This is a genomic window from Tellurirhabdus bombi (genome assembly GCF_021484805.1).
Classification (GTDB): domain Bacteria; phylum Bacteroidota; class Bacteroidia; order Cytophagales; family Spirosomataceae; genus Tellurirhabdus; species Tellurirhabdus bombi.
In genome coordinates, this window is sequence record NZ_CP090557.1 from 1,628,989 (window position 1) to 1,641,640 (window position 12,652).

Annotated in this window: 15 protein-coding genes; all 15 read left to right on the top strand. The window is 41.8% G+C overall.

Annotated elements, in window-relative coordinates; all coding sequences use genetic code 11:
* The first annotated feature begins 32 nt into the window (after positions 1 to 32).
* Positions 33 to 563: a DUF3341 domain-containing protein gene (locus tag L0Y31_RS06875; protein WP_234736381.1), complete on the top strand. Its 531-nt coding sequence runs from the start codon at positions 33 to 35 to the stop codon at positions 561 to 563.
* A gap of 15 nt (positions 564 to 578) precedes the next feature.
* Complete coding sequence (locus L0Y31_RS06880; protein ID WP_234736382.1) at positions 579 to 1,190, top strand: c-type cytochrome; 612 nt, start codon at positions 579 to 581, stop codon at positions 1,188 to 1,190.
* Positions 1,191 to 1,224: 34 nt separating this feature from the next.
* Complete coding sequence (locus L0Y31_RS06885; protein WP_234736383.1) at positions 1,225 to 2,526, top strand: quinol:cytochrome C oxidoreductase; 1,302 nt, start codon at positions 1,225 to 1,227, stop codon at positions 2,524 to 2,526.
* A gap of 36 nt (positions 2,527 to 2,562) precedes the next feature.
* A complete protein-coding gene (locus tag L0Y31_RS06890; RefSeq protein WP_234736384.1) occupies positions 2,563 to 3,663 on the top strand; it encodes a cytochrome c oxidase subunit II in 1,101 nt (366 codons plus the stop codon).
* 33 nt (positions 3,664 to 3,696) lie between these two features.
* Positions 3,697 to 5,577 carry a cytochrome c oxidase subunit I gene (locus tag L0Y31_RS06895; protein ID WP_234736385.1) on the top strand — a complete coding sequence of 627 codons (1,881 nt, stop codon included), beginning with the start codon at positions 3,697 to 3,699 and terminating at the stop codon, positions 5,575 to 5,577.
* The gene (locus L0Y31_RS06900; protein WP_234736386.1) at positions 5,552 to 6,571 is read left to right on the top strand and encodes a COX15/CtaA family protein; all 1,020 of its coding nucleotides are present in this window, start codon (positions 5,552 to 5,554) and stop codon (positions 6,569 to 6,571) included. Before L0Y31_RS06895 ends, L0Y31_RS06900 begins: the two co-directional genes overlap by 26 nt.
* A gap of 3 nt (positions 6,572 to 6,574) precedes the next feature.
* The gene (cyoE, locus tag L0Y31_RS06905; protein ID WP_234736387.1) at positions 6,575 to 7,465 is read left to right on the top strand and encodes a heme o synthase; all 891 of its coding nucleotides are present in this window, start codon (positions 6,575 to 6,577) and stop codon (positions 7,463 to 7,465) included.
* A 36-nt stretch (positions 7,466 to 7,501) separates the two neighbouring features.
* Complete coding sequence (locus L0Y31_RS06910) at positions 7,502 to 8,068, top strand: cytochrome c oxidase subunit 3 (RefSeq protein WP_407084068.1); 567 nt, start codon at positions 7,502 to 7,504, stop codon at positions 8,066 to 8,068.
* A gap of 16 nt (positions 8,069 to 8,084) precedes the next feature.
* Positions 8,085 to 8,864, top strand: a complete 780-nt coding sequence (locus L0Y31_RS06915) for a cytochrome c oxidase subunit 3 (RefSeq protein ID WP_234736389.1) — start codon at positions 8,085 to 8,087, stop codon at positions 8,862 to 8,864.
* Positions 8,865 to 8,885: 21 nt separating this feature from the next.
* Entirely contained in the window at positions 8,886 to 9,212 is a 327-nt protein-coding gene (locus tag L0Y31_RS06920) for a cytochrome C oxidase subunit IV family protein (RefSeq protein ID WP_234736390.1), read from the top strand.
* A gap of 2 nt (positions 9,213 to 9,214) precedes the next feature.
* Positions 9,215 to 9,946 (top strand): SCO family protein, encoded by a 732-nt coding sequence (locus tag L0Y31_RS06925; protein WP_234736391.1) that lies wholly within the window; start codon positions 9,215 to 9,217, stop codon positions 9,944 to 9,946.
* Positions 9,933 to 10,475, top strand: a complete 543-nt coding sequence (locus L0Y31_RS06930) for a DUF420 domain-containing protein (RefSeq protein ID WP_234736392.1) — start codon at positions 9,933 to 9,935, stop codon at positions 10,473 to 10,475. The genes L0Y31_RS06925 and L0Y31_RS06930 overlap by 14 nt, the downstream gene beginning before the upstream one ends.
* Before the next feature lie 348 nt (positions 10,476 to 10,823).
* Positions 10,824 to 11,093, top strand: a complete 270-nt coding sequence (locus tag L0Y31_RS06940; RefSeq protein WP_234737139.1) for a DUF983 domain-containing protein — start codon at positions 10,824 to 10,826, stop codon at positions 11,091 to 11,093.
* A 151-nt stretch (positions 11,094 to 11,244) separates the two neighbouring features.
* Entirely contained in the window at positions 11,245 to 11,832 is a 588-nt protein-coding gene (locus tag L0Y31_RS06945; RefSeq protein ID WP_234736394.1) for an RNA polymerase sigma factor, read from the top strand.
* The gene (locus L0Y31_RS06950; protein WP_234736395.1) at positions 11,813 to 12,646 is read left to right on the top strand and encodes a hypothetical protein; all 834 of its coding nucleotides are present in this window, start codon (positions 11,813 to 11,815) and stop codon (positions 12,644 to 12,646) included. Before L0Y31_RS06945 ends, L0Y31_RS06950 begins: the two co-directional genes overlap by 20 nt.
* Positions 12,647 to 12,652 lie beyond the last annotated feature (6 nt).

Genomic DNA, 12,652 nt, shown 5'->3' on the forward strand with positions numbered 1-12,652 from the left:
AGACAGAATTAACAGAATAGTATCGTACCAGAATGGCTGATTTTCATAATAGCAAATTTCTCGTAGGCGTCTATGACGACGATGATGTCGTACTGAAGGCGGTTAAAGATGTAAAGGAGGCAGGCGTACGAATCCACGAAGTTTATACACCTTTTCCCATTCACGGATTAGATGTAGCGTTGGGCCATCCGCGTACCCGCATTGGTATTGCAGCCTTCTTGTTTGGCTTAACAGGCTTTTTGTGTATGGTGGCATTGACCCTATACACCATGAAGTTTGATTGGCCAATGGTTATCGGTGGTAAGGATCCATATGCATATCCGGCTTATATACCGGTTATGTTCGAGTTTACAGTTCTTTTTACAGCTCTTGGAATGGTAGGCACATTCTTAGTTTCCAATGGCTTGGGACCAACTGTTAAACCACTTATGTTTGACCTTCGTAGCACAGACAATAAATTTGTGATGGCCATTGATTTGGAGAAAAACAAATTGTCTGAAGCTGAAATATCTAGTGTTTTAAAAAGCTCCGGTGCTGCCGAAGTGAATATCAAACAATTCTAATTACGATTGACACACATGAAATTCATGCGTCTGAACCGTTCGCTTTTAGTGATGGCGGCAGCCCTGCTGACTTTCTCGGCGTGTAAGCGTGGTCATGATAGTACGGGGACTGAATATGCCCCAAATATGTATGATCCCGTCGGATACGAGCCGTATAAGCAAATAGACGGATTTAAAAATCCATATAATAAGGATGGTAGTAACCTATGGACGCCTGTACGTGGTACAGTCTCTCGCCGTAATTACCATACTACGTTTACTGATAGCACGGGTCGGTCAGTAAAAGACTTAATGGTTTACAACATCAACCCAGATAGCATTACTATCTCAGAACGCGTACTAACCAACCCGGTTGCCTTAAGCGAAAAGACTTTAGCTGAAGGAAAAGAATACTATGCGCGTTACTGCCAGCACTGTCATGGTGAAGGTGGCAAGGGAGATGGACCTGTAGCGAAACAATACAAAGGGGTTCCAATCTATTCGGGTTTAGCACCGATGAATGATGGACATATTTTCCACGTCATAACACACGGAAAAGGTCGGATGTGGCCACATGGTTCACAAATGACACCGGAAGAAAGATGGAAGATTGTTCACTACGTTCAAAAGCTGCAAAACGAAGGATAATTACAGCAAGTGCATTATAATTCATAGAAAGGTAATGGCTCATACTCATTCTATACCGTCGTTAGACGAACAATTTGAATTTACAGCGGATAGCAAGCGGCGGCTAATTATCGGTGGTGTAGCAGGTGTATTGCTTGTTGCCCTCGGTGCTTATCTGTTAGCCTCTGGTGCAGGTGATCATGGGCATGCAGAAGTAGCCCACGAGCATGCAGCGGCAGAAGGGGGACATCATGCTTTTAAATGGACAACCCGTTTATGGGCAAATGTTTGGTTAAACTGCGTTTATTTTACAGGAGCATCTGTAATTGGGATGTTCTTTATGTCATATAACTATTTAGCTCAAGCTGGATGGACAGCCGTTTTCAAACGCGTTCCAGAAGCTTTGCCGGCTTTCTTACCAATAGCAGGGATTTTGATGCTAGTTACTTTCTTCGTAGCTGGTCACGATTTATTCCACTGGACGCATGAGGGGTTATATGATCCAAACAGCCCAGAATATGATCGTGTTATTGCCGGAAAGCACGGCTTCCTGAATACACCTTTCTTTGTTGGTCGTATCGTTTTCTATTTTGTAGCTTGGTACTTCCTGTGGAAGAAACTACGGGACTTTTCGCTGCAAGAAGATTTACATGGCGGAACAGAATACTATGAAAAAAGCATCAAGTTTGGCGTTGCCTTCTTACTGGTATTTGGCGTAACCTCTTCAACATCGGCCTGGGATTTTGTGATGTCAATTGATACGCACTGGTTCTCTACAATGTTTGGATGGTATACACTGGCAAGCTGGCATGTAACAGGCTTGGCTATCATTACGCTAGTTGTTGTTACATTACGGGAACGTGGTTATTTACAAGCGGTTAACGAAAGCCACCTGCATGACTTAGGCAAGTTTATGTTTGCCTTTAGTATTTTCTGGACTTACGTTTGGTTTGCGCAGTTTATGCTTATTTACTATGCTAACCTGCCAGAGGAAACGATTTATTACCGGGAGCGGTTTAGTGGTTATGGAGGGATCTATCAGGCTCCGTTTTTCGTTAATCTTTTGTTAAACTTTGTTGTTCCCTTTCTAGTATTGATGCCAAGAGACTCAAAGCGGACGCCAATTATTTTGAAAGTTGCTGCTTGGTCGATTATAGTAGGTCATTACTTTGACTTCTGGGAAAATATTATGCCAGGAACGGTCGGCGAGCATGGTGGTTTTGGACCAATAGAATTTGGAATGATCCTAATTTTTGCAAGTGCTTTTATCTGGTCAGTATCGTCTCAGTTGACCAAAGGAAACTTGATCGCAAAAAATCATCCAATGCTCGAAGAATCATTGCATCACGATATTTAGAGCACTAATTAACAATTACTCTTACCCACAGCTAATATGGTTTACGTTGTAGGACTTTTGTCGCTAGTATTCCTGGTACTGACCATCGTAGTACTAACGCGATTGACCTCTCTATTAAAAGGTCTGAATGGCAATCAAACGGAGACTCGGGTTGGCTTGAGTAATCGAATCAATGCCGTTTTATTCTTAGCTTTTCTAGTACTAGGCACAATAGCGGCTGCATGGTCATTTATTCATGCTTCTGACTTCTTTTTACCAGAAGCATCAACGCCCCATGGACGTCGGACTGATTCCTTGTTCTGGCTGGTAATGGCTGTAATTACAGCTGCATTCGTTGTGACCAATACGTTGCTATTCTTCTTTGCCTATAAGTATCAGTATCGGGAAGGTCATAAAGCAACATACTATCCTGAAAATCACAAGTTAGAACTGATTTGGACGGTTATACCAGCTGTAGTAATGGCATTGCTTGTATTCACAGGCTGGCGTGCTTGGCGAGATATTACATCTGAGGCACCAGCAGATGCTGTTGTAATTGAGCTAATGGGAAAACAGTTTGACTGGACAGCCCGTTATGCCGGTGTTGATGATAACAAGTTAGGCAATTATAATTATAAGCTGATCGATCCAGGTAACACAATGGGTATCGATTTATCGGATGAAGCAGCTTTCGATGACTTTACTGATAATACGCTACATATTCCAGTTGGAAAGCCGGTGCTTTTGAAGATTCGTGCTCGTGATGTTTTGCACAGTGTGTTTCTGCCTCACCTACGGGTTAAGATGGATGCTGTTCCAGGAATGCCAACTCGCTTTTGGTTTATTGCTGACAAAACAACAGACCAAATGAAAGCTGAGACAGGTAATCCTAACTTCAAATATGAATTGGCTTGTACAGAAGTTTGTGGACAGGGTCACTTCTCAATGAAGATGAACGTTGTTGTTGAAGATGAGTATGCATTTAACAAATGGGTTTCGGAACACAAAACGTGGCTTTCACAAAACCCAGATTATGCTTCTCGCATACCTGCTAATCTAAAAAGCAAAGCAGCAAAATATTTGCCGCAGGATGGAGCAGCTAGTGAAGCTGATACGACAGGAACCGCGACTGCAACTGCAAGCGTTTCAATGCGATAATTTATTTGAACAAGATTAGACTGTACCTGATATATGGCAACTGTTGAACCGCACGTAACGTCGATTGCTCATCACGAAGAGCATGACCACCACGAGCATCAAAGCTTCATTAGAACCTATATTTTTTCAGAAGATCACAAGACAATTGCAAAGCAATACATGCTGTCTGGTATCTTCTGGGCAATTATTGGGGCTTCATTATCCATCATATTCCGTTTACAACTGGGTTTCCCAGACATGAAATTGGAATGGCTTCGCCCAATTCTAGGAAACTGGATTGATGAAAGCGGTCGTTTGGATAAAGAGTTTTACCTAGCCTTAGTGACTATGCATGGAACCATTATGGTGTTCTTTGTATTAACAGCTGGCTTAAGTGGTACGTTTTCAAACTTCCTGATTCCATTACAGATAGGTGCCCGTGATATGGCATCAGGGTTTTTGAACATGTTATCTTATTGGTTCTTTTTCTTGTCTAGCGTGATCATGTTTGTTTCGCTCTTCATTGAAACAGGACCAGCTTCTGGTGGTTGGGTAATTTATCCGCCATTGAGTGCATTACCAAAAGCAATGTCAGGGTCTGGCTTGGGAATGTCCATGTGGCTTACCAGTATGGCTTTGTTCATTGTTTCCCAACTCTTAGGAGGAATCAATTACATCACAACTGTAATTAACCTTCGTACGCGGGGAATGTCTTTTAGTAAATTGCCACTACCAATCTGGGCATTCTTCCTAACGGCTGTTCTAGGGTTAATTTCATTCCCAGTATTATTGTCTGCTGCCTTGTTGTTGATCTTTGACCGTAGCTTCGGAACAAGTTTCTATTTATCTGAGATCTACATTGGTGGTGAAGCCTTGCCAAATATGGGTGGTAGCCCCGTATTATTCCAGCACTTATTCTGGTTCTTAGGACACCCAGAAGTGTATATCGTACTACTGCCAGCTCTAGGTATTACGTCTGAAATTATTGCTACGAACTCGCGGAAGCCGATCTTTGGTTACCGGGCGATGATCGCGTCAATGATTGGAATTGCCTTCTTAGCCTTTATCGTATGGGCGCACCATATGTTTGTTTCAGGAATGAACCCCTTCCTGGGATCAATCTTTATGTTCTTGACGTTGATTATTGCTGTACCATCAGCGGTGAAAGCGTTCAATTACATTACGACACTATGGCGAGGTAATATCATCTTTACGCCAGCAATGCTATTTTCAATCGGTCTGGTGTCCTTCTTTATCTCAGGTGGTCTAACAGGGATCATTTTAGGGAACAGTGCTTTGGATATTCAATTACACGATACGTATTTCGTGGTTGCTCACTTCCACCTTGTAATGGGAGCTGCTTCAGCGTTTGGATTCCTGGCGGGTGTTTATCACTGGTTCCCTAAGTTCTTTGGTCGCATGATGAATGAGAAATTAGGATATATTCACTTCTGGTGTACGTTCATAGGAATTTACTTGGTTTTCTTCCCGATGCACTATATTGGAATTGCTGGTTTCCCTCGTCGATACTATTCGTTTACTAGCTATGATGCTTTTAAAACGTTTGGCGATTTGAATACGTTTGTGAGCTTAGCAGCTATCTTTACGTTTGGAGCTCAGTTCTTATTCCTAATCAATTTCTTCTATAGTATATTCAAAGGGCGTAAGGCCTCGGCTAACCCTTGGAACTCTAATACGCTGGAGTGGACAACGCCAGTAAAACCGGGTCATGGAAACTGGCCAGGCGAAATTCCAGCTGTTTATCGTTGGCCATACGATTATAGCAAGCCAGGTGCGCAGGGAGATTTCATTCCGCAAAACGTACCTTTTTCTCAAACTCCAGAGTCTAACCTGCCGCATGAAAATGCACTGATTGCAATTGAGAAGGAGATTGAGGCGCAGAATTATAATGACCAATTCAAACAACCTCACTAATACATCTGAACGCTTATTCCGGAGGCTGGCCCTTCTGACAGTAATTACCATTTACCTACTCATTGTAGCTGGTGGTATTGTCAGAAGCACTGGCTCCGGAATGGGTTGTCCAGACTGGCCGAAATGCTTTGGGAGTTGGGTTCCACCTACAACCTCATCACAGCTCCCCCCCAACTACGCTGAAATTTACGGGGCAAAACTAAAGGGCGAAGTTGTATTCAATGCAGCAAAAACCTGGACAGAATACATAAACCGTTTAGCGGGTGCTTTTTCTGGCTTGCTCGTATTTGCTACTCTACTTGCTTCAATTCGATTTTTGAAAACTGACCGAGCTATCTTCTATGGTAGTTTGGTGGCATTTGTTCTAATAGGTGTAAACGGTTGGCTAGGAGCAAAAGTTGTATCAACTGAACTAGCTACATACATGGTAACCTTGCATATGCTGCTAGCAATCATAGTAGTATTTGCGCTTTTGTATGTTATGGTTCGTTCGAATGCAGAAGCCTATTCGAGCATTTCTAGTCAAATACCGACAACAGCAATAAATAATGTCCTTTACTGGGTGATTGGGTTGTCAACCATACAGGTTGTTTTTGGAACCCAGGTTCGAGAAGCAATGGATGAAGTGATTGTGAGGATGGGAGAAGCAGGAAGAATGTATTGGATCGAACGTTTGGGCTTGCCATTCTATATTCATCGCTCCTTTTCAATAGTAGTATTCGGAGTCCATTTACTGTTAATTTATCGGCTTCGCAAATACAGCAAGCTGGATGCTAAACTATCCACTTGGGCTACCATTTTAGCCATTGCTGTAGCAGTAGAAATTTTAACGGGTATTCTACTATCGTATTTAAGTGTTCCTGCTTTCGCACAACCTATACATTTAACAGTGGCTATTGTCATGTTAGGTGCACAATTTGTAATTTTGTTAATGATCAATGCACAAACGTTCCTGAAAAATAAATCAGCCAACGCTCTTTCTTACTCTCATTAAAGAATGCAATCAGAAACAAATATTCTACAATCATTAACACTGTCTGACAAAGCAAAAGCGTATTCAGAGCTTTTGAAGTTTCGTCTTTCAATGTTCGTTGCCTTATCGGGAGGTTTCGGGTATAGTTTAGCCGTAAACGATCTATCCTGGTATAAGTTAGTAATGCTCTTACTTGGATCATTAGCCATTACAGGAGCTGCTAACATCATCAATCAAATTATTGAAAAAGACAGTGATAAGCTAATGAAGCGTACTGCTAAACGCCCGCTACCGAGTGGACGTTTGAGTGTGCAGGAAGCTACTATTTTTGGTTTTATTCTGTTTGTAGTTGGATGCTATATTTTCCTGGCTTTTTTTAATCTACGGGCATGTGCCTTATCAATCTTGTCCTTGCTTCTTTATGGCTTCGTATATACACCATTGAAAAAGGTGGGTCCGATTGCTGTATTTGTTGGGGCGCTACCGGGAGCATTTCCGCCCATGATTGGATGGATAGCAGCAACTAACCATTTTGGACTAGAGCCAGGTATTCTCTTCGCCATTCAGTTTTTTTGGCAGTTCCCTCACTTCTGGGCCATTGCTTGGGTGGCAGATGAAGACTATAAACGTGCAGATATTAAGCTTTTGCCATCGGCAGGAGAAAAAAATATTGATACTGCTTTCCAAATCATGATTTACACCTTGTTCCTACTACCAGTAGGGTGGTTACCTTATGTAATGGGTATGACAGGGTTTAATTCAGCTATTATAGCTATGATTTTTGGAATCTTGTTTCTGGCGCAAACGTTTCATCTAATGAGACGATGTACAGACAAAGCAGCCTTACAAATTATGTTTGGATCGTTCCTGTACCTTCCAGTGGTGCAGATCGCGTTTCTTTTGGATAAATTATAGCAACAACTAATGAGTGATTCAGTTAAAACATTAACCATGATTCAAGAAGAGCCCGAAGAGACGCTCTCTATGAATCCCAAAAAATTTACGCTCTGGCTATTTATCGTAAGCATACTTATGCTTTTCGCGTCGATGACAAGTGCGTATTTGGTGAGGAGGGCTGAAGGAAACTGGCTGGAGTTTACGATTCCTGCTATTTTCAGCTATAGCACAGGAGTCCTGATTATCAGCAGTGCATCCATGCAATGGGCTTACAATGCCGCAAAAAAAGACAATTTTGGCGTTTTGAAAACGGCAATTTCTATTACTTTTGTGTGCGGCTTACTCTTTCTGGTCATGCAATACTTAGGCTGGAGAGATTTGGTAGCTCAAAATGTGTACTTTGTTGGTAACCCTTCAGGTTCATTCATGTACGTATTTACCGGGCTACATGCCTTTCACTTAATCAGTGGTTTGTTTGTATTGCTATTCGCTTTACGGGCAGCATTTAACTTGAAAATCCATGCGAAAAATCTAACGCAGATTGAAATCGCAAATACCTATTGGCATTTTCTAGATATTTTGTGGATTTATTTATTAGGCTTTTTATTGTACTTCAATTGATTTAAAAGAATAGAGCATGGCTGCTACGGTTACAACGGCGGAAACTCCAGCATTCGACAAAAAGACCTGGATGGGTGGAGTGGAACCCATGAAAGCAAGTTACGGTAAGTTGATGATGTGGTTCTTCCTATTATCGGATACCTTTACATTCTCAGCTTTGCTGGTAACGTATGGACTAATCCGGTTTAGTTTCCCCGCTTACGATCCGGCCCTTCATGGTGAATTTCATTTTTCAAATTTGTACTGGCCAATACCGGAAAAGGTTTATGCCTCATTGCCATTTTTGCATGGCGTAGATGCTCCGCTGGTATTTGTTGGGATCATGACATTTATCCTGATTTTCTCGTCAGTAACTATGGTACTTGCGGTAGAAGCAGGACATCGTCGGGATCGGGCAGCCGTTGAGAAATACATGCTCTGGACTATTATTGGTGGTATTACCTTCCTAGGAAGCCAAGCGTGGGAATGGAGCCACTTTATTCATGGTACCGATCAGGGTACTATCATGAAGGAGTATATAAATGGTGAATGGGTGTCGCATACGGTTTTTGGAGCGAACCTGGTAGAAAATCAATATGGTCCTGCTGCCTTTGCTGATCTGTTTTTCTTCATCACTGGCTTTCACGGAACACACGTTTTGTCAGGGGTTGTACTGAATATCCTGATCTTCTACCGGGCTTCAACTGGTTTATATGAGCGTCGTGGCCACTATGAGATGGTAGAGAAAGTAGGCTTGTATTGGCACTTTGTTGATTTAGTGTGGGTATTTGTCTTTACGTTCTTCTATTTAGTATAATCCGTAAGTTTTAGAAATATTATGGCAGAGCATACATATCATCACGAGCACGAGCAGGGCGAAATTGCACCTCCGCAGACAAAAGGAATCTGGCGTACATTTTACATTTTGTCCGCAATCACAGCCCTTGAGTTTTTAATCGCCTTTACAATACCAGCGGGTACACTGAAAATTGCGATCTTCATTGGATTGACAATTGTGAAAGCATTCTACATCGTTGGTGAGTTCATGCACTTAAAGCATGAAGTAAAGACGCTAATCTGGTCAGTTCTTCTACCTTGTATTTTTGTTGTTTGGCTATTACTTGCTTTATTAATGGAGGGTGGATCAATCTTCCAACTTAGATAAAAATGCAACAAATCATAAAAGCCGGAGCCCTCATCCTTGTGTTGGTGGTTCCGGCTTTAGTTTTTTTATTTCTGAGGTTTTTTGGGGAAAATCATTTTAGTCTGAAAACGTACTATCCGCTAACTAACCCTTCAACTGGGGATGTATTAGTGCGGGCTAGTCCGGATGCTGACTGGTGGGAGAGTCCAAAGGATACGGTTTTCTATACCGTTCCTTCTTATACCTTATCTGTTCCTCCAAAAGATTCAACATCAGGCAGACTGAAACTTAAAAGTACGAAAGACTTTAAGGATAAAATTGTAATTGTTTCATTCACCGGATCAGTTTGTGATCAAACTTGTTTACAGACCGCTGGGCAGATTTCTCGTATCCTGGATATTTTCAACAAAGAGTCTGAAATTGTTGCTTTAACCTTAATGGATAGGCTGGGAGCTGCTCGTCCTTTGCAACACCAGTGGGGCAACATGCCAGACAAATGGACTTTAGGTCAGCCTACGCACAAGTCTGTACAACGGGTAGCCGATTATGAGTTCAGATTTAATGAAAGGCCAATTATAAATCCTAAGAAAGAAACGTTTGCCTACAATGAAGGGTTTGTATTAGTAGATAAAGAAGGACACATTAGAGGCTATTACAAAAGTACGGATAAAACAGATGTAGATCGGCTAATCCTGGAAATCCGGGTGTTACTCGATGTGTATGCAAAAAATAACTTGACCAATGGCAACGCTTGAGTTAGAAAAAAAACAAAATATTGAGCGGCTCATAAATGTTCTAGCAGTGGCTATTCCAGTGGTAGTAGCTGTATTATTAGGCGTGCGACAAAAAATTGATCTGGGCGTTTGGACAACATCATTGCCGCATCTGAATGCTGGAATCAACTCCATTACTTCCGTAACATTAATTCTAGGGCTTTACTTCATTAAACAGCGAAACGTAAATGCGCATCGAATAACGATGCTGATTTCATTTGTGCTAGGATCTCTTTTTCTGGTGAGTTATGTATTGTACCACCTTTCGAATGAATCAACTCCTTTCGGAGGAGAAGGGTGGATTCGACCCGTATATTATTTCTTACTAGTCTCGCATATTCTATTATCAATTGTAGTCGTTTGGTTTGTACTGAGGGCTGTGTACTACGCACTTACTGAACAGTTTGCCCGGCATAAGGCTGTGGTTAAATGGGCGTATCCTATATGGCTGTATGTGAGCGTAACCGGCGTAGTTGTGTATTTTCTGATCAAGCCTTATTACAACCATTAAAAGAAAGCAGGATGAAAGGTTGGCATAAGTTATTATTAGTAGGAGTTTTTGTTTTCTTGACCATAAACCAAGCAACGGCCCAATGTGCTATGTGCCGGGGAACGGTCGAGAGCACGATGAGTAATGGGCGCAACATGGTAGCCACAGGATTAAATTTTGGCATCTTGTACCTTTTGGCTGCGCCGTATTTAATTGTAACAGTTATTGCTTATCTCTGGTACCGAAACAGTAAAAAAGAACATGGCCAACGTATCGAAATCACAAGCCGTGTTAGAAGGGCGCTGTCCTAGATGTAGACAAGGCAAAATTTTTAAGTATCCCTGGTATAAAATTGCCAAATTCGACAACATGCATGAGCATTGTCCTCACTGCAATTTACGATTTGAGATTGAGCCAGGTTATTTTTGGGGAGCTATGTACGTCAGTTATATGTTATCCGGCGGGTTAGCGTTGCTGATTGGATTTACTCTGTTCTATGGATTTAATGATCCAAGCTCCTGGATTTATTTAGGTATTATTTGTCCAGCCCTGGTTTTAATAACACCCATTAATTTCCGCATCTCTAGAATCGTTTGGTTACACTATGTTTCAGGTATAAGCTACGATCCCAGATTATAAGTAAACTTAAGAATTATAGGAGGCTCTGTGATAACTGAAAAAGTTGTTGCAGAGCCTTTTTTATAATATTCGTTTTAGATGAATAAAATTTGAAAACACATGCAACCTATGACTTGGTTTTGCGCATCTTACTGATGAATCGACCTCAGCTATGATTCGAATTATACCCTTTTTTATAACAGAAGCGCAACTTATCAGTGCATTGCAACGCGCCGACGCTCGGGCCCAGAAAGTGGTTTACGAGCGGTATGCAAGTCGTATGCTCACGGTATGTGCTCGTTATATTGGAGATCGTTTTACAGCTGAAGAAGTTTTGATGGATGGGTTTATGCGAGTGTTTGAGCGGATTGACCAGTACAAAGGTGAAGGAAGCTTTGAGGGATGGGTACGCAGGATCATGGTTAATGAAGCGTTGACTTATCTACGCCGTAACAAACATTGGCTTGCAGAGGTTGCCTTGGATGATGCATTACCAACGGCAGATGTAGCGTTTGCCGATCAAAATATCCAAGCTGAAGACCTATTAAACCTATTAGAAAAATTACCGGAAGGTTACCGAACCGTGTTCAACTTATATGCTATCGAAGGATATAATCACGCCGAGATAGCCGAATCATTAGGAATATCAGAAAGTACGTCAAAATCGCAATTGCACCGGGCTCGAGCCTTATTGCAAAAGCAATTAGCACACTTGGACGTAAAAAAAAACTATCTGGATTATGAAACAGCATCCCGTTGACGACCTTTTTGCCAAAAAGCTGAATGAGCATAGCTTAGAACCGAAGCGGGCAAATTGGGACGAAATGCAAAAACGTTTGCATCCGCAACCCCTGCAACGAGAAAGCCGAATTGGGAGCGTTTGGTGGTATGCAGCTGCGGCTAGCGTGTTATTAACTTTATTAATAAGTCGGTCTGAATGGCAGAAGCAAGAGCCTACAATTAGTGAAAACCATATAGCAGCAAAAAAGCAAGAAAAGGTATACGGCAAAGAACAAAGCGAGCAAAAAGCTGAAGAACTCAGTAAAACTGAGCAACTCACAGCAGTGGGTAACAATAAAATGAAAAAAATGCCAGGCGTTACTGATTCACGTAAAAGCTCAAAAGAGCAGATCTCGGAGCCTGTAGAATCTCTTTCTTTTAAGGAGGAGAAATTGCTCGCCAAAGTTCGGGAGCCTGTAATAAAGCCAATTGAGAATACGGATCAATTAGAACAAAAGCAGATTCATTTGACTGCCGTAGAAAAAGTGTCGGTAAAAAAAGAACCTGCAAGAACGCTGGTTGTGCAACTTGATGAGCCAATAATCGCCAGAATAGATCCAGTCGATGAAACAGAAGAGATAGTAGCGCAAGAGACTAAGAAAAAGCGTTTGCGATTGGGTAGGCTGGTACGCCAATTTAACAACTTGCGGGAAGGGGAACCACTTAATCTGAAAGATGCCGGAATAGATCCGAATACCATACTTGCGAAAGCATCAGATAAAGTACATGATGGCAAAGAGAAAATTGGCGAATCCTATGAGCAGCTTCGCTCCAGAGCATTTAGAAACGACTAAACAACA

Bases quoted from the DNA above. Each gene is read 5' to 3' on its own strand.
- L0Y31_RS06875 (WP_234736381.1), top strand. From the start codon at position 33: ATGGCTGATTTTCATAATAGCAAATTTCTCGTAGGCGTCTATGACGAC.
- L0Y31_RS06880 (WP_234736382.1), top strand. From the start codon at position 579: ATGAAATTCATGCGTCTGAACCGTTCGCTTTTAGTGATGGCGGCAGCC.
- L0Y31_RS06885 (WP_234736383.1), top strand. From the start codon at position 1,225: ATGGCTCATACTCATTCTATACCGTCGTTAGACGAACAATTTGAATTT.
- L0Y31_RS06890 (WP_234736384.1), top strand. From the start codon at position 2,563: ATGGTTTACGTTGTAGGACTTTTGTCGCTAGTATTCCTGGTACTGACC.
- L0Y31_RS06895 (WP_234736385.1), top strand. From the start codon at position 3,697: ATGGCAACTGTTGAACCGCACGTAACGTCGATTGCTCATCACGAAGAG.
- L0Y31_RS06900 (WP_234736386.1), top strand. From the start codon at position 5,552: ATGACCAATTCAAACAACCTCACTAATACATCTGAACGCTTATTCCGG.
- cyoE (WP_234736387.1), top strand. From the start codon at position 6,575: ATGCAATCAGAAACAAATATTCTACAATCATTAACACTGTCTGACAAA.
- L0Y31_RS06910 (WP_407084068.1), top strand. From the start codon at position 7,502: ATGATTCAAGAAGAGCCCGAAGAGACGCTCTCTATGAATCCCAAAAAA.
- L0Y31_RS06915 (WP_234736389.1), top strand. From the start codon at position 8,085: ATGGCTGCTACGGTTACAACGGCGGAAACTCCAGCATTCGACAAAAAG.
- L0Y31_RS06920 (WP_234736390.1), top strand. From the start codon at position 8,886: ATGGCAGAGCATACATATCATCACGAGCACGAGCAGGGCGAAATTGCA.
- L0Y31_RS06925 (WP_234736391.1), top strand. From the start codon at position 9,215: ATGCAACAAATCATAAAAGCCGGAGCCCTCATCCTTGTGTTGGTGGTT.
- L0Y31_RS06930 (WP_234736392.1), top strand. From the start codon at position 9,933: ATGGCAACGCTTGAGTTAGAAAAAAAACAAAATATTGAGCGGCTCATA.
- L0Y31_RS06940 (WP_234737139.1), top strand. From the start codon at position 10,824: ATGCATGAGCATTGTCCTCACTGCAATTTACGATTTGAGATTGAGCCA.
- L0Y31_RS06945 (WP_234736394.1), top strand. From the start codon at position 11,245: ATGATTCGAATTATACCCTTTTTTATAACAGAAGCGCAACTTATCAGT.
- L0Y31_RS06950 (WP_234736395.1), top strand. From the start codon at position 11,813: ATGAAACAGCATCCCGTTGACGACCTTTTTGCCAAAAAGCTGAATGAG.